17 protein-coding genes are annotated in these 25267 nt (G+C 37.7%); 3 read left to right on the top strand and 14 right to left on the bottom strand.

All coding sequences use genetic code 11. The features are described from left to right. Positions 1-112: 112 nt before the first annotated feature. Positions 113-1657, top strand: coding sequence for an acyl-CoA carboxylase subunit beta (locus PL77_RS10965; RefSeq protein WP_044204951.1), 1545 nt, complete (start codon positions 113-115; stop codon positions 1655-1657). 307 nt (positions 1658-1964) lie between these two features. Here the strand turns inward: PL77_RS10965 and PL77_RS30440 are convergent, their stop codons facing one another. The 13 genes from PL77_RS30440 to PL77_RS10900 all read right to left on the bottom strand — a co-directional run bounded on the left by PL77_RS30440 (position 1965) and on the right by PL77_RS10900 (position 20517). Continuing rightward, entirely contained in the window at positions 1965-3671 is a 1707-nt protein-coding gene (locus tag PL77_RS30440; protein ID WP_082026489.1) for a polysaccharide lyase family 7 protein, read from the bottom strand. A gap of 623 nt (positions 3672-4294) precedes the next feature. Next, positions 4295-5194 carry a polysaccharide lyase family 7 protein gene (locus tag PL77_RS10955; RefSeq protein ID WP_082026488.1) on the bottom strand — a complete coding sequence of 300 codons (900 nt, stop codon included), beginning with the start codon at positions 5192-5194 and terminating at the stop codon, positions 4295-4297. A 12-nt stretch (positions 5195-5206) separates the two neighbouring features. After that, positions 5207-5896 (bottom strand): bifunctional 4-hydroxy-2-oxoglutarate aldolase/2-dehydro-3-deoxy-phosphogluconate aldolase, encoded by a 690-nt coding sequence (locus PL77_RS10950; protein WP_044204800.1) that lies wholly within the window; start codon positions 5894-5896, stop codon positions 5207-5209. Between the two features lies 1 nt (position 5897). Then, entirely contained in the window at positions 5898-6932 is a 1035-nt protein-coding gene (locus PL77_RS10945; RefSeq protein ID WP_044204798.1) for a sugar kinase, read from the bottom strand. A 1-nt stretch (position 6933) separates the two neighbouring features. Further along, positions 6934-7686, bottom strand: a complete 753-nt coding sequence (locus PL77_RS10940) for an SDR family NAD(P)-dependent oxidoreductase (RefSeq protein WP_044204796.1) — start codon at positions 7684-7686, stop codon at positions 6934-6936. Positions 7687-7779: 93 nt separating this feature from the next. Beyond that, complete coding sequence (locus tag PL77_RS10935; RefSeq protein WP_082026487.1) at positions 7780-9099, bottom strand: MFS transporter; 1320 nt, start codon at positions 9097-9099, stop codon at positions 7780-7782. Continuing rightward, positions 9099-9452, bottom strand: coding sequence for a cupin domain-containing protein (locus tag PL77_RS10930; RefSeq protein WP_044204794.1), 354 nt, complete (start codon positions 9450-9452; stop codon positions 9099-9101). The genes PL77_RS10935 and PL77_RS10930 overlap by 1 nt, the downstream gene beginning before the upstream one ends. 20 nt (positions 9453-9472) lie before the next feature. Continuing rightward, positions 9473-11701, bottom strand: coding sequence for an alginate lyase family protein (locus tag PL77_RS10925; protein WP_044204942.1), 2229 nt, complete (start codon positions 11699-11701; stop codon positions 9473-9475). 5 nt (positions 11702-11706) lie between these two features. Then, a complete protein-coding gene (locus tag PL77_RS10920; protein ID WP_044204792.1) occupies positions 11707-13941 on the bottom strand; it encodes a polysaccharide lyase 6 family protein in 2235 nt (744 codons plus the stop codon). Positions 13942-14147: 206 nt separating this feature from the next. Beyond that, positions 14148-14909, bottom strand: a complete 762-nt coding sequence (locus tag PL77_RS30435) for a PKD domain-containing protein (RefSeq protein ID WP_052444317.1) — start codon at positions 14907-14909, stop codon at positions 14148-14150. A gap of 118 nt (positions 14910-15027) precedes the next feature. After that, entirely contained in the window at positions 15028-16395 is a 1368-nt protein-coding gene (locus PL77_RS10910) for a RagB/SusD family nutrient uptake outer membrane protein (protein ID WP_044204790.1), read from the bottom strand. Between the two features lie 5 nt (positions 16396-16400). Then, positions 16401-19505 (bottom strand): TonB-dependent receptor, encoded by a 3105-nt coding sequence (locus tag PL77_RS10905; RefSeq protein ID WP_044204788.1) that lies wholly within the window; start codon positions 19503-19505, stop codon positions 16401-16403. Between the two features lie 307 nt (positions 19506-19812). Then, the gene (locus tag PL77_RS10900) at positions 19813-20517 is read right to left on the bottom strand and encodes a FadR/GntR family transcriptional regulator (protein ID WP_044204787.1); all 705 of its coding nucleotides are present in this window, start codon (positions 20515-20517) and stop codon (positions 19813-19815) included. 397 nt (positions 20518-20914) lie between these two features. Between PL77_RS10900 and PL77_RS10895 the strand changes: the two genes are divergently transcribed. Further along, positions 20915-22528 (top strand): aminopeptidase P family protein, encoded by a 1614-nt coding sequence (locus tag PL77_RS10895; RefSeq protein ID WP_044204780.1) that lies wholly within the window; start codon positions 20915-20917, stop codon positions 22526-22528. Between the two features lie 63 nt (positions 22529-22591). Beyond that, positions 22592-23296 (top strand): hypothetical protein, encoded by a 705-nt coding sequence (locus tag PL77_RS10890; protein WP_044204778.1) that lies wholly within the window; start codon positions 22592-22594, stop codon positions 23294-23296. A 319-nt stretch (positions 23297-23615) separates the two neighbouring features. Here PL77_RS10890 and PL77_RS10885 read toward each other — a convergent pair whose 3' ends face one another. Further along, positions 23616-25256: a RagB/SusD family nutrient uptake outer membrane protein gene (locus tag PL77_RS10885; RefSeq protein ID WP_082026486.1), complete on the bottom strand. Its 1641-nt coding sequence runs from the start codon at positions 25254-25256 to the stop codon at positions 23616-23618. Positions 25257-25267: the final 11 nt, after the last annotated feature.

Here is a 25267-nt window from a genome sequence, read left to right as displayed (position 1 = left end):
TCTTCTGTTTTTTTCTTAGCTTAAGATTAGTACTAATGAAAACATGAGCCTTTCATCTGCTCTATTGATCACAGTACACTACACAAACCAAAAAACACTAGAAATAAACAACATGAAGGATAAGCTTCAGCAATTAGAAGAAATGAACCGCTTAGCCGAACTTGGTGGCGGAGAAAGAAGAATAGAAGCTCAACACAAAAAGGGTAAACTAACCGCCCGAGAAAGAATAGAGTTACTCTTAGATGAAAATACTTTCCATGAAGTAGGCAAATTCGTCAGACACCGTGAGGTACAATTCGGTCTTGATAAAGAACATTATCTTGGTGATGGTGTGATTACCGGTTATGGTAAAATTTCAGGTCGTTTGGTCTATGTTTACTCTCAAGACTTCACTGTATTTGGTGGTTCTCTCTCAGAATCTCACGCAGAGAAAATCTGTAAGATTATGGACATGGCCATGAAAAATGGTGCTCCAATAATCGGGTTGAATGACTCTGGTGGTGCTAGAATTCAAGAAGGTGTGAAATCACTAGGCGGCTATGCAGACATTTTTTACAAAAACACTCGTGCATCAGGTGTAATCCCTCAAATCTCTTGTATTATGGGGCCTTGTGCCGGTGGTGCTGTTTACTCCCCTGCCATCACGGATTTTATTATGATGGTGGAGCAAACATCCTATATGTTCGTAACAGGTCCCAATGTTGTAAAAACAGTGACACATGAGGAAGTTACTTCAGAAGAACTTGGTGGAGCTACTGCTCATAGTACAAAAAGTGGGGTTACCCATTTTACAGCTGCAAATGAGGCAATCGCGTTACAAAATATCAGAAAACTTTTAAGCTATATTCCTCAAAACTGTGAGCAGGATTCTCCTCGCTATGAATATTCTAATATCAATTCTGAAGTCAGAACAGAATTGAAAGATATCATACCTGACAACCCGAATACTCCCTATGACATTCGCGATGTCATTCACGGTACTATTGATAAGGATACTTTCTTTGAAGTGCATGAGGCTTACGCTGAAAATATAGTTGTTGGCTTTGCTCGATTAGGCGGTAAAAGTATTGGTATTGTAGGAAATCAACCTGCAGTACTTGCCGGAGTATTGGATAATGACGCTTCAAAGAAAGCTGCCCGTTTTGTACGTTTCTGTGATGCTTTCAATATCCCATTACTTGTATTTGAAGACGTACCTGGCTTCCTTCCTGGTACCGACCAAGAATGGAATGGAATCATTGCCAACGGAGCCAAATTACTTTATGCTTTTTGTGAAGCTACAGTACCTAGAATTACAGTCATTACTCGCAAAGCCTACGGTGGTGCTTATGATGTGATGAACTCCAAACATATCGGTGCTGACTTGAATTACGCTTGGCCAACAGCCGAAATTGCAGTGATGGGTGCACAAGGTGCAGCGGAAATTATCTTTAGAAAGGAAATTCAAAATGCGGAAGATCCTGAAGCTAAATTACAAGAGAAAATTGATGAGTATACTGCAGAATTTGCCAATCCTTATCGTGCAGCATATAGAGGTTATATTGATGAAGTGATCAAACCTGAAAATACAAGAGAACGCCTGATTGCAGCCTTTAATATGCTTCGAAATAAAGTAGACCATAATCCTAGAAAGAGACATGGAAATATTCCTTTGTAAGGAAAATCCTAAAAAGAAGAAAGTAGAGTATAGGAAAAACCTATCTCTACTTTTTTTCTCATGAATAAATGCGTGTGGTTTCAAGCGTTTCCAAAAGTTGGCACCGCTTAATTACCAATAAAAACATCGTAAAAACACTATTATTTTTACTTAATCTATCCACACGTCATTCTTCAAATAAAGTGAAACTATAAGACTATTACTTATAATAAGGTAAAGAATACTGATAGTAGGTATATATTCGTCCGTTTTCAAAAAAATACAATTTATATACATGGGCGTCACACTGCAACGCCCATACTTCCTTTTAGTGCGTGATTTTCAAATAGCTTATTGAAACTAAACCATAATCGCTCGTATCTAAAGACTTTCCTTTCATAGATTGCATATAGTTACCCGCTTTAAAATAGTTTGAATCACTGTTACAGCCATTGAAACGGTAGATCTCCATTCTTGAACCATTATTGATTGAATACAACACTACATTGCTGTTTTCAAAGATCAGTTCAAGGTGCATTTCTTGATCCAATGCCCAGTTTCCATCAATAAAATCTCCCGATCCATCATCATTCTCTTCTGTTACCCAACCCATAATTTTCAGTCTTGCCGAACCTGAAGATTGGTTAGGATCTCCTTCGTATTGCACTCGGATGACATCATCATAAGAGCTAGAAGGTCCGTGAATCTGACCAAAACATAGTTTTCCTGAACTTGGTAATTGGTTGACTGTTACTTTCCATTCCATACGGTTTACACCGCTTCCTCCATCCCAATAGATATTATTAGAACCATTGGCTGTTAATTCTCTTAATTCTGTTCTCGGATTACCTGAACCTGACGATGTTGGATACCCTGCATAGCATTTGAAGAAAACTTTTGATCCATCTGTATAGAACCAATTGTCATTAGAATAAGTATCCAAATTCGGAATTTGATCTACAAAAGTAGGGTTGTTCAATGTTCCCGAGAAAGCATTTAATTTCCAGTTTTGTAACCCTAATACATCATAAGGGTAATCTCCTCCTGGTGTTGGATCAGTAGGTTCGGTTGGGTCTGTTGGATCAGTTCCGTTGCCTTCACCATCTGTTCCAAATGCTTCAAACTCTGTGATGCTGTTCCAAGAATTAGAAGTATTGCCATAGCCTATAATTTGGATATAACGACCTGAGACATTGCTCAACGAAACCGTTTCAAGATCCAGTGAGTTACCACTTGATACTCCAGAGTGTACAACACTTAAAGCATCTGTTGCATCTCCTGCCAAGACCTCGAAAGTACTTGCTCTTTGGTCACCTTTAAACCAAGCGATAGACACTGACTCAATGTTTTTCACTGAACCAAAATCATAGCGAATCCATTGCCCGCTACCATTGGCTGACCATCTTGTGCCCAAGTTACCATCAAGTGTGTTTTGAGGAACATTTCCATCATTAGATGAAGCTGCTACTCCACTCACTGCTAATTGTTCTGCTGAAGCAGGAGGATTTGTAGATGAACCATCCAACGCGATCAATTCAAAATCATCATAACGACCTTCACCATTATAATACTCTCCTTTGATGGTCACTGTCGTTGCCGACCCTGAACTAAATGTTACTGTTTCTTTTTTCCAATCCGAAGTATTACCACTTCTTGAAGTTTTGTTGCCATTGACTGTTGCTGAAATTCTCCAACTACCTTTTACGTAAGCTGACACTTCAAAATCAGTATTTGAAGTCACATTTACGTCTTGAGCAAATGATCCTCCACTTCCTGTAATTTTGGCAGCGCTTGATCCTGAGTTTGCATCTCCGGAAATTGCAGATGGATCAGTGTCCGACCAACTACTCCAACTGCTTTCAAAACCGCTGTTACTTATTGCGACTGCTGTTCTGGCATTACTGCTTTGAAGGCTGGTTTCTTCTGCAACAGTAATTTCCTGTTGGTTGTTTGTACAGCTCATTGCGCCTGCAATAAGCATTGTTCCCAAAATAGATTTAGAGAATAGTTTCTCAATTAAAAACTGGTTGTTCATAATTCATTTAATTTGTGTGCATTTTTGCATTTCATTCTGAAGTATTGCTGCTGTTCATTTAGTTTATCTGGTATGCATTTGAAACCAAATACGTACCGCACACTGATAGTAATGTTAGTTAGATATAAGTAAATGGATGTTTCGTACACCATAGTTAAAACTATGGGTAAGTGATAATCCAACCTAATCAAGACTTAAGTCTTGAAGGTTGATAACGTAGACAACACTTTAGTGTTGATGGAGTCAGTATTACTTACCCATGACTTCAGTCGTGGTGCACGCTATTTTATCCCTTTTCTTTTATCTATGTACATCGTAATGTTAGTTAGGATCCTTTTTGACAGTCGTTGAAAAAGTGTTTCACTATATAAAAAACTATGATAATTCTTGGTGATTTTTCTTGATGGTCCGTTGGACATTGCAATGCGACGCCCCTACATTTTTTCCTATCGCAAGTGATAAGCCCTAGGCGTCACTTGTGATTCTATTTTGGCGAAGTCTCATGACTTCGAATATTGATAATGGATTTTTCTCGAAGTCAGGAGACTTCGCCGATGTTCAGTTCCAAGTGACGCTATCGCTTAACACTTGAAACAGAGTAAGTGCAACACCTATACAAACTCTTATTGATGTGTTACCGACAAGTAAGACATTGATACTTGTCCATAATCTTCCAAGTTATAAGGTTTGTTTTGCATGGATTGCATATAAAGTCCTGCTTTGAAGTAGTTTTCAGTACTTCCACATCCTTCAAAACGGTAGATCTCTATTTGTTCTTCACCAAGAATTGAATACAAAATCAGGTTTTCATTTTCGAAAATTAATCGGAAGCGATAAACGGTATCTAAAGCCCAATCTCCTTCTATAAAATCGCCTGAGAAATCTCCATTTTCTTCCGTTACCCATCCCATAATTTTTAGGCGAACATCTCCTTCGCTTTGGTTTTTATCTCCTTGGAATTGTACTCTAATGACATCATCATAGGAATCTGAAGGTCCATGAATCTGTCCGAAACATAGCTTTCCAGAACTTGGTAAATGCTCTACATTCACTTCCCACTCCATTTGATGAGAACCTTTTGTTCCATCCCAATAGCTATTGGTTTTACCATCACTCTCCAACTCCCTTAATTCTGTTCGAGGATTTCCAGAGCCTGATGAAGTTGGAAAACCTGCATAACATTTAAAGGTTACCCAATCTTCTGCGGATGAATAAAACCAATGCTCATTGGAATAATTTGCTAAATCAGAAATTCTATCAACATACTCCAAATTATCTAACTCTCCTTCAAACGCATTTAATTTCCAATTATTTAAATTGAGGATAACGTAAGGAAGATCATAATCAGGAGTAACTATTACAGTATCTTCGTTTGTTGTGTCAGTTGTATCTTTTTCTGTCAGTTCATTGTCTACATCCTCAATTATCTCCTCTTCCTCCTGGGAGGGTTCGACTGCATCCGATTTGCATTGAGCATTCATAAAAAAGAAAGAAAGTAGTGTTAAAGTAAAAAGTCTGTTCATAGTTATTTGAAATTAAGCAAGTACAGTTTCTTTGCCCATCGCTTCTTGTGCTATCTGATAGACATTTTTAATGTGTTCTTCCAAAGCTGTGAAGTTACCTGAGGAAATCATTTTTGAATCCATCAACTGTGAGCCTAGTCCCACGCAATGTACTCCTGCATCGAACCATTTTTTTAATTCATCGAATTGAGGTTGTACTCCACCGGTTGGCATAATGCTCGACCATGGCATTGGTGCTTTCACACCTTTTACAAACTCTGGTCCACCAACTTGAAGTCCTGGGAAAATCTTCACTACTTCAGCACCCAATTCTTCTGCATAAGAAATCTCTGTAACAGATCCACAACCCGGCATCCAAGCTACTTTTCTACGGTTACAAACCTTTCCTATACTTGGGTTTAATAGAGGTGAAACGATAAAATCTGCTCCATTTTGAATGTATAATCCGGCTGTAACGTCATCGACAATTGACCCCACACCCATTTTCATTTCAGGAGCTTCTTTGATCACTTTCTTCAATACCTCATCAAAAACTTTGTGGGCATTATCTCCTCGGTTTGTGAATTCAAAAACTCGGATTCCAGCATTATAACATGCTTTTACCACTTCCCAACACACTGTGGCATCGGCATGATAAAAGACGGGAACAATCCCACCTTCTTTCATGCTCAAGGCTACTTCAATTCTACTGAATCTTGCCATTTTATCGATTGATTTTTTTGATACTGTTTTTATCCATGATCTGGAATACTTCCTCTTCCGTAGCAATGTTATAATCGCCCGGTATGGAAAGTTTATAAGCCGAAGCCGCTAATGCGAAATCCAAGGCTTCTTTGTCGACCACAAATTTTCTTTTTCCATGGATATAAGCCGCCATAAATGAATCGCCTCCTCCTACTCTATCAATGATGGAAGGAATTTCATGGACTTCGCCTTTGACAAAGTTTTCTCCATCATAACTCACTCCCGACCATCTGTTGTGAGAAGCGTTGATGGTTTGTCTTAAAGTAGTGATCACATAATCCAAGTTTGGAAACGCTTTCATCACTTCTCGGCTGATAAACTTATAACAACGCTTATCAAAACCTTCTACTTCTTCGTAATCTGATTCTTGAGGAACAATGCCTAAGTATTTGGCTACGTCTTCTTCGTTGGCTAAACATATTGTCGTATTCTCCAATAGTTTAGGCATGATGTGTTTCGGGTCCACACCGTACTTCCAAAGCTTGCTTCTGTAATTCAGATCACATGACACTGGAATTCCTTTTTTAAAAGCGACTTCTACAGCGGCAAGGTTGGCAGCTGCAGCACCTTTTGACAAGGCTGGCGTGATGCCTGACCAGTGAAACCAATCTGCATCTTCCAATATTTTATCCCAATCAAATGTATTCGCATCCACTTCTGTGATGCTGGCTCCTGCTCTATCATAAATGACATTTCCTCCTCTCAGAGAACCTCCTTTTTCAAGGAAGTACATACCCATTTTATCTCCTCCAAATTGGACACCTTCAACTCCCGCTCCCCATTTTTTTACTTCGCGTACTGCAAACTGTCCCAATGCATTATCAGGAACAATACTTACGTACTCCACTTCACTTCCGTACTGTGCCAGAGAAATAGCGATGTTGGCTTCAGCACCTCCTACAGTTGCTTCGTATTGGTTGGCTTGAGAGAATCGAAGGTTGCCAATTGGCGAAAAACGGTAAAGTAATTCGCCAAATGTTACGACCTTCTTCATACTATGAGAACATTAATCCTCCGTTGATATCGATATTTGTACCCGTTACAAATGAAGACTGATTTGAGGCTAAACATGCTACAAAATCAGCTACTTCTTCTGCTCTACCTTCTCTACCTAGTGGTGTAGAAACGGCTACTTTTTCACGTACTGCTGTTGCTGTAAATGTATCGTGGAAAGTTGTTGCAATCATACCTGGGCAAAGTGAATTCACTCTGATACCTTTTGGTCCTAATTCTTTTGCCATCGAACGTGTGAAAGTCATCAATGCACCTTTTGCTGTAGCGTAAGCACTTGCACCTGGTCCACCACCGTCTTTACCCGCTTGTGATGCGAAGTTGACAATTGAGCTACCTTTTGGCATTAATGGAGCCACTGCTTGCGTCATTAAGAATGCTGTATTTAAGTTCAATTGGATCACGAAGTTGAAGAAATCAAGATCCATTTCGTCGATTTTCTTTCTAGCTACTAAACCACCTGCTACGTTTACTAAGATGTCTACTTGATCGCCGTAAGCTGCTTTTGTTTGAGCTACTACGTTATCTACGTCTTCTTTCTTTGTCATATCACCTTGAACGATGATTGCATCTCCACCTGCCGCTTTAATCTCTATTAAAGTTTGTGTGGCTTGTGCTTCATTGTCAAAATAGTTGATCACTACTTTTGCTCCTTCACTTGCTAATTTTAATGAAACTGCTTTTCCGATGTCTCTTGCTCCGCCAGTAACGATGGCTACTTTGTTTTCTAATAACATAATGATTTTGTTTGTTCTCACTTATTCTGAAATGAAATAAATTAGCTACCCTACCTTTTGATAACTGAGAATGAATAAGTGAGAGGTTGATTTTTAATTAATTGATTTGATTTCTTTAGCAAACAGGTAGATCGCCCCTACTCCTAATGGTACAAACGCTGCGATCATCACGAAGATGGGCACGTAAGAGTAGCTTGAAATAACTGGTACTAAAAAATTCATAATGATGACCGAAAATACGCCTACCGTACCTCCAAGTCCTGCCAATGACCCTACTGATTTACCTGTAAATAAATCGCTTGGTATAGTTTGAATGTTGCTGATTACAAACTGGAAACCATACAATACCATGGCTACAATCAGTACAAATTTCAATGCACTATCTGCCAAAAATATAGTTGCCAATAGACCAACAAACATGATGATTCCACCGATTAAAATGGTTCTTTTTCTGGCTTGATCCACCGATGCTCCTGCTTGCATCAATTTCCCTGAGAAGTAACCTCCTGATAAACTTCCTAATGCTGCACCTACATAGGGTACCCACGCGAAGTAACCAATTTCTTTGACATTGAATCCGTACGTATCTGAAAGATATAACGGCATCCAACCTACAAATAACCACCAGATAGGTTCAATGAAGAAACGAGACATTAATACCGACCATGAGGCCTTGTGAGAAAGTATCGTCTTCATACTTAAGCCCGGCTTTTCCTCTTTCTTTTCCTCTTGATCACCTTGGATAAATTCCTTCTCCGCTTTTGTGATCCAAGGGTGCTTTGCGGGAATTCCTTTATTGATGATTAACCAAGGAATAATCCATATCAAACCTAATCCACCAAGGAACAAGAAGGTCTTTTCCCAACCGTAAGTCGCCCAAACAATGGCAATCAAAGGCGGTGCGATTACAGAACCTAATGCCGCTCCTGAGTTGAAAATCCCTTGTGCTAAAGCTCTTTCTTTCACGGGGAACCACTCTGCATTGTTCTTTGCTGCTCCTGGCCAGTTACCTGCCTCGCCCATTCCCAGCATTATTCTAAACCCTGCAAATGAAGTAACACCTCTTGCCACTGCGTGAAGCATTGTAGCAATACCCCAGACGGTGATCGAAACCACAAAGCCTAAGCGTGTCCCGATCTTGTCAAACATCTTTCCTGAGACTGACTGACCAATTGCATAAGCAATCATAAAGACGTTCAAGATCAATGCGTAATCGTTCTTTGTCATGTTCAGATCTTGGGCGATATCCGGCCACATCATCGCCATTGCCAAACGGTCAATGTAGTTGATCACTGTTGCCAAACATACCAACCCGATGATCCACCAACGGAGACCTTTCAGCTTAAAGGCTCCGGAAGAAGAGGAGGATTTCCCCCCTACCTCTTCTTCTGGTAATTTTATTCCTGTAGCCATTACTTTTGATCGAAAAAGTCTTCACGAATAGGACTAAATACATCGATCAACTCGCCTGCTTCCAAGCAAACAGCACCATGATCAACGTGAGGAGGAATGTAGAATCCGTCTCCAGGACCGATTACTTTTTTCTCATCACCCACTTGCAATTCAAATTGACCTGATACTACATAAGTAGCTTGACTGTGGTGATGCTCATGTACAGTACCAATTGCTCCTTTTTCAAAAAGTACTCTTGCCATCAGAATTTTATCATCATACCCCATGATCTGACGTTTCAAACCTGGTCCTACTTCTTCCCAAGGTAGTTCGCTTGAAAATAAAAATTCTTTGCTTGCTTTTAATGCTTCCATCTTACTTAATATTTTATGTTTTACTGTTTTAAATCATTTTGAAATAGGGCGAATGGACCGCCCCATTTATATTGTCTATCCTCGATTGTAATCTCATGTGTTGTCTGACTAGATTTGTCAACCGTTGAAATGATGAAGGTCCATTCTTCATCTTGTTTGTTAGTAAAGCTTACCGCTGAATATTCGTCTGTATGAAATGAAATTGTTACACTATTTATATTTCCGTATGAATTTCTTGATGCTTCTGTGACTGTAGAATAACTACCGTGAGTTTCCAGTACTGAAGCCATCAAATTATTTCCTTTTTGTCCTTTTCTTTTCAGAATAAAGCATGGATCGTTTCTCAAATTAAAGTTGGGATCATTGGCACCTAATCTTGCCATGATCAATTGATCTCCTTTGTTTGAAGCGACATTGAGTGTGTAGAAACGTGTTTTATCAAACCAATTGATCTGCTCATATTCCTGATCCGCTTCTCCTTCGGCAACCTTCCATAAGTGCTGATATCCGTCGTCCTCACCTAGTGGACTTAAAGTCTGATTCCTTGTCAAAGCAATGCTTGATGACATAAATTGACCGTGAAAATGATACGGCAATTCGATTTCCGCATCTTCAGAAAGCTTCACATTGTAAAGGTCAATGACCAATGGATTTTCAAAGCTTTCATCCGTTACCAAAGCCAATGTTCTGAATAATTCTACGCCTTCATATGCATTGTTTTCTTTGGCACTTACCACTTGGACTTTTTGATTTTCTGCTGAAAAAACAAACTCGTCTGGAGCAATTCGGTCGGCTACTTTTACCTTTCCTTCGAACTGTGATTGACCATCGATCACCACTGTGTTATGTGCAATGGTCTGCTTTGCCCATGTTTTGTTTTCCTTTAAATATCCTCCACCATCTTTTTGATGAATGTTGACATATCTCGCAGCACCGTAATCTTGAAGGATCTCATGTCCGTCATAGTTCAAGCTGTATGAAAGTCGATCAAAGTGACCGTGTCCCATTCCATGTTGCGTAAACTTCATGATCAACTCATGTTCATTACTTCTCAACACTCCAATTCCACCTTTTTCACCTTTAGGACCATCACTTAAATAGATTGATCGCTTTTCAAATTTCTTTCCTTTTCCTTTGGCTAAATCAATGGCTGATTTCCATCCAGAATAAGTCAACGGCACTCTATTTTGCTTTTGAATCAGGGATAATAATCCTTCATCTTGATTACCATAATAGTATCCTAAAGCCAATGACAGTTGTAATTCTCTAGAGTAATATGACATCCCTTTTTGAGCATCATTTAATGGGAAAAACTCTCCATCATCATCCGTTTGTTGCAATAATGCATCAATCGCTTTCAGTAATACCCCATCTCTATATTCGAAGATTTTTAACTCCTTCTTTTGATGTTCCAATGATAGTGCGAAAATCAAGAAAGGGTACATCGCATAACGTTGGTAATAAGGACCTTCCGTATAGTAACCGTCAGGGGAAAAAGAGTGATCAATTTGAGCAAGGAAACCTGCTTTCGTTTGTCCTTCTTTCTGAATGCTTCCGCCGTCATTATCCGTAGCAGTTTTGGTATCTAATGGCAATCCGTATAATGCTTTTTGAATCAAATCTTCATTTTGCATTACAAGACCGATCATTCCTACACCTGCATTTGCCCAAGTACTGTGGTTGTGTAATCGGTTAAAAAAGTGAGGCGTTTCAAGGGATAAGAAGTTGGCCATTGGTACAAAAAGCTTCTCGTTGAATTGCTTTCTTTCCTTTTCACTTAACCAATTATATATACTACCATACGCTTGGCTCGTGTATACCAACCAATTGGCATCATTCAAACATTGCCAGAAGATTTTCCCTCTTGCATACGACTTCTCTGAAGGGTGTCTACCCCAAGTCGGGTATTGTTTCAAATACTTTTCTAAAGTCGTTTTGATCAGTTTGGCGTAAGCTTCTTTTCCTGTAATCTGGAAAAGTAACCCTGCCTTCTGCATCGTAAAGTAATTGACTTTATGTTGCGTATGCGTGTAACCTCCAGCTAAATCTTTGGGAGTTGGAACGTCCAAACCGCTTTCCAAATAAGGAGCTAATTCCTTTTCTGCTTGAGAGAGTGATGCACCAAATAGATTCCCTTGATTGTCTACCGAAATGATCTCCTCAACTTCTCCTTCAGTCAGCGTTACTGACTGAGCGAAGAGAGTTGAAACACACATTATAAAGCAAACTACTGTATATAATTTCTTCATCAACATTACTTATTGATCATTTTCACGTTTTCTAAACTGTACTGATCCGAGTTGGCGACTACCTTTTCAGTTTCATCAAATGTGCAGTCTTTGATGATGGAAATCGGCTCACCGTTTGTCAAGAATAGTTTCAGAGGAGCACTCTTTTTCCAAAGGCAATCTTCTACCACCAAATGCTGTACTCCATGGAAAGTCAGAGATGACATCTCCTTATTTCTCTTGTCTTTTCCTACCGCTTCAAAAGTGGAATTTGTTACGCTTACATTTGGACCAAAAGTACTTTCATCCGTTCCGCCTCTGTACACATCTGCAATCGTATTTCCGATGTTTTTGAAGTTGGATTGATCAATGATTACATACTCTGCATTGTACATTCCCAAGTCATCCACTTCTTTATCCAAGGCTAAAATTGCCCCTGTTACATCCTCAAAATCTGTGTTTTGGATCTGAATGGTATCCGCCATTGTAGAAGGATAAATCTTTAAGAAATTGAAGGTATGGTTGATGTTCAAATTCTTCACTGTACAATCAATCGTCTTGAAAATGTAGTTGTCGTTCATTGAGTATTTACTTGTACTCACAATGGTATTTCCTGATTGATCGGGAGCATCAGAAGCATCGATCAATAAGTTGTTTAATTCTAGATCTCCACCGTTTTCGATTTTAATTGCGACTGTTTTTTCCGACTTTACAATGGCCTTTGCATCACTCTTGATTGTGATTGGATGTTTTACAAATAAGGTCTTTGTCATAATGTATTCTTGACCACCTTTCAACTGTAATATATCTCCTGCATTTGACTTGCTATACGCTTCAATGATTGTATTCATTCCAGGTGCTACCTCGATTACCTTTCCTTCATTCAAGCCCAATTTATTTTGGTCTTTTTGGTAAAATGATGGACCAACTTCTGCTTTCGTCACTGGTAATTTTACCTCTCCTTCAAAACCAATTTTCTTTAGGATCTTCTTTGATGGAACTTTTAACCCGTTTTCGTTTTCAGTTAAAGCATATTCTACTTTTTTGAAACCTTCTTCCTTTGGTGTGTTTTCCTCTTGGTTGATGTAATTTCCATTAAAGCTGATGCCTGAAATGTCATCGTAAACCGTGAATAACTTAGGATTAGTCGTCGTCATTAAGACGTTTTGATCAAAGTGAGAATCTACTGGTGTTGCTGATCTTTCCTCATCGCTACCTGCACACAACTGAATGTGATCGCTATCAATAATGATGTTGTTGGTGATATTCGCTCCTACCACTTGATTGTAGCGGTTCAAAGGTGAATTAGGGACGCCGTTCATCACAACTAATGCTCCTCTAAAACGGTAGCCTGTCAATCCACTTAAGTAGTTATTCTTTACTGTTTGATACTCATTGATGACTCTGATTCCTCCTGTATTGTGCTTTCTATTTCCCAAGAAATAGTTGTTCTCTACCAATGTTCTCTCTCCATGACGCATCGTCAACGTTCCTTTGCATTCATCAAAAACATTGTTTCGATAAGTGTTACCACATGATTTGTTGGAGATGATTTCCAATTCTCCATCACATGCTTCGAAGTAGTTGTTTCTTACAATTGAATTAGAGTTTTTTCTAGAGTAATGGCTTGTTCCGATTCTTAACGTTTCGCCTCCATTTGAACCCAAATTCTGTCTTTTACCGAAGTAATTGTATTCAATGATGTGGTTGTTTTCTAGGCTTTCGGCACTGTTCAATCGCACTGTAAATGTCACCCCTTTGTTACGCTTATCTACTAATGCATTGTGATCAAAGGTGTTGTTTTTTCCATACATCTCCACCCACTTGTCTGCATCGTATCTTTCTGGATTACTGTAGCTTTCTACTACACACTGCGTCACTCTACAGTGGTAAGCCAATTCTTTACTGCTTGTTCTATAACTAATTACTGCATTGGTTGGTGTATAGCCATTTCTGAATGTCAGTCCTTCCACTTGAAGGTATTTTCCTGAAATACCGATGTACGACTGTCCTTCTAAGTATACACTACCGTTCGTTTCTGCTTTTAAAATAATAGGTTGTTGTTCGGTTCCTTCTCCTTTAAATTTGATTTCGGCATCTTTCCAAACGCCATTTTTCATTAGAATAATATCTCCTGCTTTTGCTGCTTTGATCGCCTCTTTTAGTTCTGTTACATCGTTCACAAGCTTTTGACCGTGAGAGACCAAAGAGATAAAAAGTAAGAGCGGTAAGAGTAGTTTTATTTTAGTTGAAGTATTCATTATCAATTCATTTATGCTTCTTTGAATGATTTGAGAGGTGCCACCCAGTCGAAACTGGATGGCGGTTGTCTGTTTATGTTTACCTGTGGTAATTTGGACCAACACGGTGGTTTGTCGTTATTATTTTGACAAATACGGTTTGTGGTGGTCACGTGGACAAACCGTTGGTTTGTCGTGGTACCGCGGGCAAACACATAGGTATGCCCCTACTCTACTTTTTTGATTTCTACTAAATCGAATCTTGCTTCAGTGTCAACATAATTCAAACTGAAACGTAATTGTGAGGTGTTATTGGTGGTCTCAACAATATAACTTATGTATACATATTCAGAAGAATTGTCTGTCATTGGAATGTTTTCGTCAACGAATTTAATTCCGTTATCAGGATCTTCTAAAAGTAATGCTCCTGCACTTGTTCCGCTGTTTTTACTTACATAATGGAAACTTACATTGTAAGTCACTCCACCTGTTACAGCAATGGTCTGATCTAAGTATTGAGAGCTATTTCCAAGTTTTGCTCCTGTAGATTCATCTGGAGGAGTTGGTGACCCAGAACCTGAGAAGCTACCCCAAACACTTCTGTCTGAACATTCGAAACTTTTACATTGGAATTCAGGAACTAACTCATCTACCACTTCTACTGTAATAGTCGTATCAGATGTAAGGTTGTTACCGTCTCTTGCTACTAATTTTACAGTGAAAGATCCTTCTCCTGAGTAAATATGTGTTGGGTTTCTTTCATCAGAAGTTGATCCGTCACCAAAATCCCATTCGAAGATACCTGCTGAGATGGAGTTGTTTGTAAATAGAATTTCTTTGAAACTTTCTGTACTTGATTTGTAAGTAAAATCTGCTGAAGGTGGTGTTAAATCCTCAATTGAACCCACACCTGGCAATTCCTCAGTACAAGCAAATAATGCTGCACTTAAAGCTCCTGCCAATCCTATATATTTTAAAAATGATTTCATGATTTGCTTATTGAATTGTTCTTCAAAAAATTTAAGAGTAGGTTGGGAACGATGGTTCAAATTTCACGTGCGTTTCCCTTATTTTAATAAATCATTCCCAACACTACTTCAAAAAGTATTAATAACCTGGATTCTGCTTTAAGGCTCCGTAGCTTGTATCTATTTCTCTTTGAGGAATAGGAAGTAATAATTTTGTTCCGTTGAATGTAAATCCATTGTCCGATGCGAACGCACCCATTACTTCTTCTGCTACTCCAAATCTCACCAAGTCATAAAGTCTGTGGTTTTCGAAGCCCAATTCAATTCTTCTTTCCAATAACAAAGCTTGCTTTGTCAATGTACTTCCTGCGTCTAAAGTAGGCATTCCTACTCTAGCTCTGACCATATTGTAAGCATCAACGGCTCCTGCATCAGTAGTCGATTCTCCACCTGCTAAAATTGCTTCTGAATACATTAAGTAAACATCTGCCATTCTTAATACCACCCAGTCATTACCACAAAGTCTGTTGTCAGATGAAGAAGTGATAAACTTACCATTCTCTTTGTCATCTTCAGGATTATAAAGTACTGCTGTTCTTTCAGTATCTGCTGCATCTACATTGGCTTTAAAATCATCTGTTACATAATTCAAACCACTATTTCTACCCAATTTTGTGAATTCATAAGAGAAGTCTTGTGATTCTTCAGCATTATCATTGAGAAACTGAATTGCGAAGATAATTTCAGAGTTTAATTCAGTATAAAATACATCTGTATAGTTTTCCTCAAGACCATAATCAGCATTATTCATTACAGTTTCTAATAAGCCTTTTGCACCTGTATAATCCCCCGTTGTCAACTTTACTTTTGCTAGAAGTGCTTGTGCTGCCGCTTTTGTTGCTCTTCCTTCTTCAATACCTCCTCTATCAGGAAGACCCGCAATTGCTTCTGTCAAATCCTGATCAATTTGTTGGTACACTGTATTTACAGCGATTCGCTCAGTAGTTGTCAAATCGCCTGGTACTACCACCTTAGTCACTAATGGCACGTCACCAAAACCTCGGGTAAGATTAAAATACATCAATGCTCTCACAAATTTTGCTTCACTTTCAAAAATTGTTTTTGAAGCGTCATCTGTTACCACATCTAGTGAGGCAAGTACTTTATTCGCTCTGAAAATCACATTGTAACAATCGCTCCAATACGTTGATAAAGTACCATTTGTAGGTGATACGTTCATGTGCTCAAATTGTGCCCATTCCCCTTCACTGTTTTTTGATTTTGAGTTATCAGAGCGCATTTCTGTCAATGCAAATTCTCTTAAAACTGTACTCTGAAGACCGTCATACATCGCAAATGTTGCCGCTTGTACTTCTGAAGTGTTTTGGTAGAATCCATTATCCCCTATCGCTGAAAGAGGCTGAAGGTTCAATTGGCTCTCACAAGATGTTAATGTTGCTGCACCTAACATCAAAGCTGAGATAATATTTAAATATTTCTTTTTCATGTTTCTTAGAATGATAAGTTAACGCCTGCTGAGAATGTTCTGTTGATTGGTGCTGCACCTCTCTGATAACCGTAAGTTAAAGGAGAATCCAACCCTTGGTTAATACCTTCTGGGTTGTAACCTCTATAGTCATTACCCATGATGTACAATAAGTTTTGTGCTGCAACATAAATTCTCATCTTGTTGATACCTACTTTGCTAATTGCAGCTTTCGGTAGAGTATATCCAATATTCAGGTTACGTAAAGCGATATAAGAAGCATCCATGACAATATCATCCGTAAATATTCTTTGTACCACTTTGTCTGCATCTGGGAAGAAGTTCGGATCTTCTTCGTCTGTAATGTAATCTTGGTTTGAGCTAAACTGATTATTTACATACTGAGGGTCCATGTTTCTTACTTTTGCACCATGTGAACCTTGGAACATAATACTCAAATCAAAGTTTTTGTAGTTGAAAGTATTTGATACTGACCAAATCATTTTTGGATATGGAGAACCTAATATTGTTCTATCATCTGGATCAATAATACCGTCACCATTCAAATCTTTTACATAAATGTCTTGTGATTCACCGTTGATTGGGAAGAAAGGATTTTTGATGTAATTCAATGGAATCTCTTTCTCTACCACATAACCATAAAAAGATGACACCGGATGACCTTCTTTTGCAATCCATTCTGCTGGTCTTTTTGAATCTACGATAGAGATCAAACCATCAGCTCCGGCCATGCTGACCAACTTATTTTCGTTTAACGATAAGTTACCGGTTGTAGACCATTTGAAACCACCTTTATCTATATTGGTTGTTCTTAATTCAAACTCAATACCTCTGTTTTCAACTTCACCTAAGTTGACAATGGCATCACTAAATCCTGTAGCTGAAGGGATGGGTCTGTTCAATAATAAGTCTTGGCTATTTTTCTTATAAAGATCAATACTAAATCCAAAACGATCTTGTAAGAAGCCTACATCAATACCTGGGTTGATCTCGATTGATTTCTCCCATCTTAATTGTGGATTTGACAACGTAGACTGATTAAAACCTGTATAAGTATTTCCGTTGAAAACCGCTCCTACTGGCTCTACTAGACCTATTGATGGATAACGACCAACAATTCTATCATCACCATCATTACCAGTTACACCATAACTTGCCCTTACTTTAAGGTTACTGATAATTTCACTGTCTCTTAGGAAGTTCTCTTCTGATATTCTCCAACCCACTGAAGCTGCTGGGAATACACCAAATTTATTATTTTCACCAAACTTAGAACTACCATCCGTTCTGAAACTTAGTGTCACAAAGTATTTGTCTTCATAACCATAGTTTACACGACCTAAGTAAGATACCAAAGACTTCTGATCAGCTGAAGTGGCTGCCCCTGTAACATTGTTGGCTGGTATTGTATTGATGTAATCAAAGTTATAACCATTGGCCTCAATTGAGCTATAATTTCTATCCCAGAATTCAAAAGCGAAACCAACAACTGCATTTAAAGAGTGTTTATCTGCAAATCTCTTGTTGTAAGACAACGTATGCTCTGTTATTATATGAAACTGATTTTCCGTGTTATCATAAGCTGAAGTACCGGCTTCCTCATTTCTACTTGCCCTTACGCCTGTATAACGATGGTTTCTTGTATTCTTATAGTCGCCACCTACTGTAGATCTGAAGTTTAATCCATCAGCAATTTTATATTTTAAATAAAGACTTGTGAAAAGCTTTGTTTGGTATTTTCTATACTCTCTTTCTAAAATCTTAGCAATTGGTGATGCATTTGATGTTGTACTGATATCTGTTCCTCCTGATTCTACTGGCATTCCAGCGTCTAGATCGTAATCATCAAACATTCTTTCCATGGTATAATCACCAATTTGAGTATCTGCCCAACGACCAGATTCACGCTCACGGTTGATGTACTGTTCGTTGTTTTCATCCACATATTGAGGTAACCAAGGCGACTGACGAAGGGCATCGTGTACACCAATTGGGAATCTTCTTTGATTACTGTATGAAGGGTTTAATTTCAGACCAAATGACAAACGCTTGTTGACTTTAGTATCTACACTCAAACGGAAATTGATTCTCTCATAGCTGTCTGTTAATAACACCCCTTCATCTTTTAGGTAGTTACCTGAAGCTGAATACTGTGTTTTTTCTGAACCACCTCTTGCTGAAAGTGAGTGACTTTGGATTGTACCACCGTCCATGATTACATCTTGCCAATCGGTCTCCGTTCCCAACTCATTGATGTAACGCATCTTGTCCGTTAACTCTCCCTCGTTATTTTCTCTTACAAAAGCATTCCATTCTCCAACAGTTTTTAAAACGTCGTTACCAGGAACTTGCTTTACACCGAAGAAACCATTGTAATTAAAAGTTGCTTTTCCTTCTTTACCTTTTTTGTTAGTGATCAAAATAACACCATTCGAGCCTCTTGAACCATAGATTGCTGCAGAAGAGGCATCTTTTAAGACCTCAATCGATTCCACATCATTCATATCCAATGTACTCATATAATCCTGATCCACTACAACTCCATCTACTACAATCAGTGGATTAGGGAATGACGTAATTGAACCCACACCACGAACACGGATAGTTGGTGCTTCACCGGCAGCAGGGTTAGTCATTTGAATATTTACACCCGAAACTTGACCTGATAATGCGTCATCTAAACGAGCTGCTGGAATTTCATCCATTTTATCACTCGTTACTTTTGAAACTGCACCCGTTAAGTGTGATTTCTGTATAGCACCATATCCTACCACCACAATTTCTTCCAATTGACTTGCTTCCTCTTCTAAAGTAATGTTCAATTCTGTCTGTGAAGTAATCGTGACACTTTTAGGCTTACATCCAATAAAAGAATAAGTGACAACGTCTGATGTTTTGACCATCAATTTATAAATACCATCAAAATCAGTAATTGTACCTTTTGCGGATTCGTTACCGTTAACCACAATTGTAACACCCGGCAGAGGCATTCCTTCTTGATCAACGACCTGTCCTTTGAGCATGTAAGCCTCCTGAGCATAAGTTTCTGAAGTGCATAAAAAAGCCGTCAGACTTATTACAGTTAGTAATATTCTAGATAAATAATTCATTTTATTTCATATAAGAGAGATAGCGATAGATGTTATTTCACGATTGTAGCTAACGAATAGTTAAATACATACGCCATTCATCTATTTGCTTAAAATTTTAATAATTAGTTAGGATGCAGGTTGTGTAGTAGGTTAGATAAAAATTTGTGTTTACATAATTGAAATATTATCTTTGAACCCTAAGATGTTTCTAATGCGGATGATTTTGCCGATGACCCTGCTTATGAAAATCTTAACCTGCATGGATTAGCATTATTTATATTGTTAATCCATTTTTTTTGTGTCTTTGTTCATATCATAGGCATTTTTAAAGTTTAGTGTCAAGAATTTCCTTTAAGTGATTATACATTGCCAACTCTGCTTTTTCAGGCTCTCTGTTGGAAATATGTTCTAAAATTTCATAGTGTTCTTCCAATGCTTTTGAAGGTTTTGTTCCTGTACAGATATCATTTTCCTTGAAGAAAGTGATAATGTCTGGTGCTACAATCAACATCAACGATTTCAAAACATTGTTTTTACTTGCTTCCGCAATTTTAAGATGGAACATTAAGTCGTGTTCCACTGTATCATTCCCTTCTTTTACCGCTTTCTCATAGGCTGCTAATGCACTTGATATAGAAACAATATCTTTTTCATCACGACGCATTGCCGCAAAACGGGCTGTATTCTGTTCCAAAATCACCCTAGTTTCCACTAATGATTTAAAATCATTCCCTTCTAAATCAAGCACATCGGTAATGAGACCTTCCAAAGCTGTAATGCCAAAACCTGCCACTACAGTGCCACTTTGAGGTAGCGTCTTTAGAATGCCATAAAATTCTAATTTTCTAATAGCATCTCTAACGTGTGTACGTCCGATTCCAAAATGTTCGCTCAATTTTCTTTCAGATGGTAATTTATCACCTGGCTTCAATTGACCTGAAGATATTAATGTCTTGATCTGCTTGATGATTTTATCAACAGGCTTTTCAATTTGAATTTTTTTGAATGTATTGAATACTGTCTGCTCCATTTTTGTTTTACTTATAAACTGGTAGACCAATTTACAAACATTTACATTTCACTTCCAAATCAAAAGACAATTTTATTTTAAAAATCATCAAAATCAGCCTTAAAACACTTGTTTTCTACATTTTAGTAGGCTTATATAGACAATGATCAAAGAGTGCTATAATAGTTCGTTTTTCTACCTTAATTAATTTATTGAATAATTCATTTCATTTTTTAACCTTGCTTTGGTAGTGTTTTAACTGCTCTACCACAAACTGGTTGACCAATTTTACGGCGATTAAATTTCAAAAGCAAATATTTATTAAAAAAATGTTCAAAACACACTTATTTTTTAACAAAAAAGAGAATTGATGATGAAAAACATTCCATAATTCATCGACAAAGGGTAGTTTTAAATCATGAAAAAAATTGTACTACTCCTATCACTTTTTACACTTTGTTATCACAGTTTTGCTCAATATAAATTCAAACCAACGGATTACACTTCTAAAACTTTTCATCAAAGTAGAAGAGATAGCCTCCGAGCTAAAATGCCTGACAATAGCGTAGCAATATTTTTTGCCAACCCTGTTCGTAATAGAGCCAATGATGTGAACTATATCTATCATCAAGATCCTGATTTTTTTTACTTGACAGGCTACAGGGAACCTAACGCTGTATTGATCATTTTCAAAACCCCTTTCACATTAGAGAATGGAGAGACGTGTACTGACCTTATTTATGTACAACCCAAAGATGAATATGATGAGATGTGGAATGGTGGTCGTTTGGGGGTACAAGGTGTTTATGATCAATTGGGACTTCAAAATGTAAGGTCTAATCAAGAGTTTAGAAAAATTGAAATTGACTTTCAAAACTTTCAGCATATACTTACTTTCGATCCTCCAAGAGATGTACGCGACAATATTTATGATCCTTATGAGCTTTTCGACTTCATAAAAATCTTCAAAAAGAAAAGTCAGTATCCCACCTACCTCAATACTGCTACTGAGGACTTATATAATATGATGAGAAAAGTAACGCTTCAAGATCAAGCCGATATTGCTCAAATCATTGGTGGTGAATTGGTAGATGCAGCAGTTTTAAGATTAGATCAAAATATAATTTCATTTCTCACCGCCCCATCTCCAGAACAAAGGGTTTCTGTGGGAGAAAGTCTTCCTACCACCAATATTCAAATAAGAGTCTTGGATAGTTTGATGAAAGACTTGAGACAAATCAAGCAAGAAGAGGAAATAAAATTATTGAAGAAAGCCATTTTTATATCATGTGTTGGTCAAAAAGAAGTCATGAAAGCCATAAAGCCTGGAATGTCTGAGACAGAAATTCAAGGGATTCATGAATTTGTCTATAAAAAATACGGTGCAGAATACGAAGGCTACCCAAGTATTGTTGGAGCGGGAGAAAATGCCTGTATGTTGCATTATATCTCCAATAATAAGCCTAAAATGGAAGATGGAGAGTTGATATTAATGGATTGTGGTGCTGAATATAGAGGCTACACTGCAGATGTTACAAGGACGATTCCGGTAAACGGTACTTTCACAAAAGAACAAAAGCTGCTTTATAACATTGTACTCGAAGCACAAACTAAAGCAATTGAAGAATGTCAGGCAGGTAAAACCTTTGAAGAGGTATATGAAGTTGCGACTGAGATTATTGGAAAAGGTTTGACGAAACTGAAAATTATCGAATTCCCTGAAGACTATGCCCGATATTTCCCACATGGTTTGATGCATCACATTGGATTAGATGTACATGACAAAGGACATTATGAAACGCTTTTACCCAATATGGTTGTAACGGTTGAGCCTGGCATTTACATTCCAGAACAGAGTGAGTGTGATGAAAAATGGTGGGGAATAGGTATCAGAATTGAAGACGATATTCTGATTACGGAGGAGGGACCGGTTAACTTATCGGCTACTGCTCCTAGAACTATTTCAGAAATTGAAACGTTAATGGAGCAGGAAAGTGCATTTGATAAAATAATTCTCCCTAACTTTGAATAAATCTTTATTTCCCATACAATAATCTTATTGTTTACTAGGTTTAAAAAGTAGATAATAAAGTATATGAGGCTTATTACTATTTTTTTTGTTCTTTTTATCAGTACATCTTTTCAGATTCCTACAAATGTGCTGAATACCACCCTTCCTCTCAATGCACTTGAAATTGAGAAGCAGGGCTTTAATAAATTGAACTCTTCTCTTCATTATGAACTCAATATCAGCTACCCTTTTGTTCACTACAAGGATAAGTTTGATATAGAACATAAAATCAACATTGATATCCAAAGTATCATGGCTTTTGCTATTTCTGATTTTATGAAAAAGATGTACCATACCAAAAATGAGAAGGGGGCTATAGGTCTAAGTTTTTTAAATTTAGATTACCAAGTTCATTTCCAAGAACATGGCATATTGAGTATTGCCTTCGCCAAAGAGACGTATTATAATGGTTTGGAAGATGTCAGAAATATCAAATTGTCATACAATTACGATTATATCCATAAAAGAAATATCCAACTCAACGATTTGTTCCTTCCTGAGTCTGATTATAAGACAAGATTACATCAGCTTATCAAAGAAAAAGTAGGGAGTGATGGTAAAGTCAAAAAAGAAAGCTACAGCATTTTTTGTATCAATAAAGATGGGTTGTTATTCCCGTTAGATTACAATCGATGTAAGGGTAAAAACTGTCCGCATGAAGTTTTGATTAAATGGACAGAGATTGAGGACATTACCTCTGATTTTATAAGATCAATTGAACTGCTTTAATGCTTTTCATTTTGTCTTATTACTCACGGTGTATAAAAGCATAAAAAAGGCTTAGGGGTAATTCTCCTAAGCCTTTCATATTCTAATAACAAATAGGTTTAATACTCTGTAAACTAAATTTCTGAATATTTATAATATTTAGAAATCGGGAGATTTCTGATGATCTGCAGGACACCAATGACGCTATCGCTTAACATTCGCTCCAGTGAAATTACCACTCTTTTAATTTGATAGTTCTACCCCGGCCTTGAAGTAGTCCCTATAAAGTCTAGTAGAAATAGGAATCAAAATCTAACGAAAACTTAGTTTACAAAACCTATTAATACCCATTATTTTGTTGCAATTCTGGATGCACATCCAATTCCACAATCGGAATAGGTAAAAAACCTCTCTGCTCCACTTTGAAATCAATTTCATAATCCTCGCTTTTACCCGCTTCACCATATCGGTCAATTTCATTGGATTCTGGTGTGTAGTTTTTCACATCCAAAATCGTTTTCACTGTCGCTAACCTACTTTGACCATATCTTCTAAGTAAATCGTGGTACCTTACTCCTTCAAGGGCTAACTCTCTGTTTCTTTCTGCAAACAACGTTTCTTCGTCAATCGCAGCTAAAGCTGCTGCATTCGCTCTTGTTCTTACAAGGTTAACATATTCTAGTGCTTTCCCGGTATTTCCTTTTCTTAGATACAGTTCCCCTGCCATCAAAATAACATCAGCAAAACGGATGGCATGATGGTTCATTCCATAATTGAGATTAATGGCAATGGAAGGTTGAATAGAGGCAAAAGTGCTATACTTCTTATTGTATAAACCCGTGTGTTGCCACCCTATTTTAATGGGGAATTGGGCATTTTCTGGATCAAAACCATCTTCATTCTGTCCTTCTTCCACTTCCTCTGCTGTTAAGATAGTTGCCATTTTGCGCTCGTCATTAGGATCATCCCAAATTGACAGTAACTTTCTTCTTGGAACTCCGTTTGCCCAGCCGTCAGCGTAAGTTGCATCAAAAGCTTTGCCTTTACCACCCCATGGTCCTGAGGCTCTACACATAATATTTCCTGATTTAATGCCTGTCCAACCTGGTAAACCAGAATCTACATGTGGTATTTCTAATAAAACCTCATCATTCCAATTACTTGTCAAAGGATCAAAATTATCTGCATATTTAGGTAATAGGCGTTTTCCGCTGTTAAGGTAGATATCATCTGCTAGTGCAATGGCATTGTCTAAAGTAAACGTACTTCCATCTGTTCTTGGTAAAGCCTCTTTTTCATAATACCCCGTATAGAAAAGGAACATTTTCAATAACTCTGCTTTTGATGCATACATTGACATTCTACCTCTTTCAGGATCCGTTTCTGCCATCAACTCAAAACTCTTTAAATAATCATCTGTCGCTTGAGCATATACTTTTTCAGGATCTTCCTGCTTAAAACTTCTCCAACTTGTACCATCGATAGGTTCAGTTGTCAAGATTACGTTTTCATACATTCTGAGCAATTCAAAATAATAATGTGCTCTTAGAAAATATGCTTCTCCAAGGATATTATTGGCTCTTGCCTCTTCGCCTTGTTTGATGGTAATATTCTCCCAATTGTGAAATAAGGAATTGACTCTTGAAATACCATTATAAGACCTTCTCCAGAATGCTTCTGATCGAATTGGACTCATTTCAAACTGATTTGCTTCCTGATAAGGATTGTTGGTCTGTTTTTTATTTGCTCCGCCATTTACATTGTCAGACATACATTCGCTAAACAAAGCAATAGAAAATAATGGGAACGGATCCACATAATTCATTTTCATGGTACGTATTGGTTCATACGCACCAAGGAGTGCTTGATAAGCTTCGTCTACAGAATTATAATATTGAGAAGATGGAATTCTGTCGTTAGGTTGGATATCTAAATAATCACACCCCATCAATAGAAGAAAAATTAAATATATTTTTTTCATTGGATTACAGT

The organism is Flammeovirga sp. OC4 (assembly GCF_000812565.1).
Classification (GTDB): Bacteria; Bacteroidota; Bacteroidia; order Cytophagales; family Flammeovirgaceae; genus Flammeovirga.
The sequence above is the reverse complement of the archived record's forward strand: the minus strand, read 5'-3'. Positions and strand labels throughout refer to the sequence as shown.

Excerpts from the sequence above, each read along its gene's own strand:
- PL77_RS10955 (WP_082026488.1), bottom strand. The coding sequence starts at position 5,194 with ATGAACAGACTTTTTACTTTAACACTACTTTCTTTCTTTTTTATGAAT.
- PL77_RS10920 (WP_044204792.1), bottom strand. The coding sequence starts at position 13,941 with ATGAATACTTCAACTAAAATAAAACTACTCTTACCGCTCTTACTTTTT.
- PL77_RS10965 (WP_044204951.1), top strand. The coding sequence starts at position 113 with ATGAAGGATAAGCTTCAGCAATTAGAAGAAATGAACCGCTTAGCCGAA.
- PL77_RS10945 (WP_044204798.1), bottom strand. The coding sequence starts at position 6,932 with ATGAAGAAGGTCGTAACATTTGGCGAATTACTTTACCGTTTTTCGCCA.
- PL77_RS10895 (WP_044204780.1), top strand. The coding sequence starts at position 20,915 with ATGAAAAAAATTGTACTACTCCTATCACTTTTTACACTTTGTTATCAC.
- PL77_RS10905 (WP_044204788.1), bottom strand. The coding sequence starts at position 19,505 with ATGAATTATTTATCTAGAATATTACTAACTGTAATAAGTCTGACGGCT.
- PL77_RS30440 (WP_082026489.1), bottom strand. The coding sequence starts at position 3,671 with ATGAACAACCAGTTTTTAATTGAGAAACTATTCTCTAAATCTATTTTG.
- PL77_RS10890 (WP_044204778.1), top strand. The coding sequence starts at position 22,592 with ATGAGGCTTATTACTATTTTTTTTGTTCTTTTTATCAGTACATCTTTT.
- PL77_RS10950 (WP_044204800.1), bottom strand. The coding sequence starts at position 5,896 with ATGGCAAGATTCAGTAGAATTGAAGTAGCCTTGAGCATGAAAGAAGGT.
- PL77_RS30435 (WP_052444317.1), bottom strand. The coding sequence starts at position 14,909 with ATGAAATCATTTTTAAAATATATAGGATTGGCAGGAGCTTTAAGTGCA.
- PL77_RS10935 (WP_082026487.1), bottom strand. The coding sequence starts at position 9,099 with ATGGCTACAGGAATAAAATTACCAGAAGAAGAGGTAGGGGGGAAATCC.
- PL77_RS10930 (WP_044204794.1), bottom strand. The coding sequence starts at position 9,452 with ATGGAAGCATTAAAAGCAAGCAAAGAATTTTTATTTTCAAGCGAACTA.
- PL77_RS10885 (WP_082026486.1), bottom strand. The coding sequence starts at position 25,256 with ATGAAAAAAATATATTTAATTTTTCTTCTATTGATGGGGTGTGATTAT.
- PL77_RS10925 (WP_044204942.1), bottom strand. The coding sequence starts at position 11,701 with ATGAAGAAATTATATACAGTAGTTTGCTTTATAATGTGTGTTTCAACT.
- PL77_RS10900 (WP_044204787.1), bottom strand. The coding sequence starts at position 20,517 with ATGGAGCAGACAGTATTCAATACATTCAAAAAAATTCAAATTGAAAAG.
- PL77_RS10910 (WP_044204790.1), bottom strand. The coding sequence starts at position 16,395 with ATGAAAAAGAAATATTTAAATATTATCTCAGCTTTGATGTTAGGTGCA.
- PL77_RS10940 (WP_044204796.1), bottom strand. The coding sequence starts at position 7,686 with ATGTTATTAGAAAACAAAGTAGCCATCGTTACTGGCGGAGCAAGAGAC.